1 protein-coding gene is annotated in these 602 nt (G+C 65.1%); it reads left to right on the forward strand.

What is annotated here, in order from left to right:
• Positions 1-111: 111 nt before the first annotated feature.
• Positions 112-602, forward strand: a 491-nt coding sequence (locus ABEB31_RS21625) for a hypothetical protein (RefSeq protein ID WP_347053745.1), incomplete at its 3' end; no start/stop codon positions are given.

Raw genomic sequence — 602 nt, forward strand, 5'->3', positions numbered from 1 at the left:
CGCAATGGACCTGCTGGCGCGCAACCACATCGCCGCCCAGCCCGGCGCGATCTGAGCGGAACCCCAATGGGCCAAGCGGCGTTTTCCTGAGAACAGTTAAAGGAAGCCGTCATGCCCCATACAGAAGTCGCCCCGCAAGAAGCCGGCAAAGTCCGGGTCTACACCCTCTCACTCTCGGATGACGAGGCGCGGGCCATGCGTGATGATGAGACCGCACAGGCCGCCGCCCTTGGGGTCGAGCGGATTGACGCGGCCTATACAGAGGTCTTTCGGGTTGCCGACCTCGATCAACTGGGGCTTGCGGGTTATCTGCGCGACGGCAATGGCGTGAACCCCAACCAGATCGAGACGGACCGCAGCAAGCTTGCCGCGCTCGACGGCTGGGTAATGATCGTCTACTCCCGCGCTTTCGCCGGGCAGTCGCTGCAACTGGCTCCGATCCCGGCGCTGACCCATATCGGCACCTATACCGAAGGCGGCCCCGACACGCCCGTGCAAGCGATGGAAGCCGAAGCCGCCCAGCCCTACACCGGCATCCCCCGCGTCTCTCCGGCTGAGCCTGCAAAGGGCGGTGGCGGCAAGACGATGGTGATCGTGGCCGT

Source organism: Flavobacterium olei, assembly GCF_039749035.1.
GTDB classification, from domain to species: Bacteria; Bacteroidota; Bacteroidia; order Flavobacteriales; family Flavobacteriaceae; genus Flavobacterium; species Flavobacterium olei.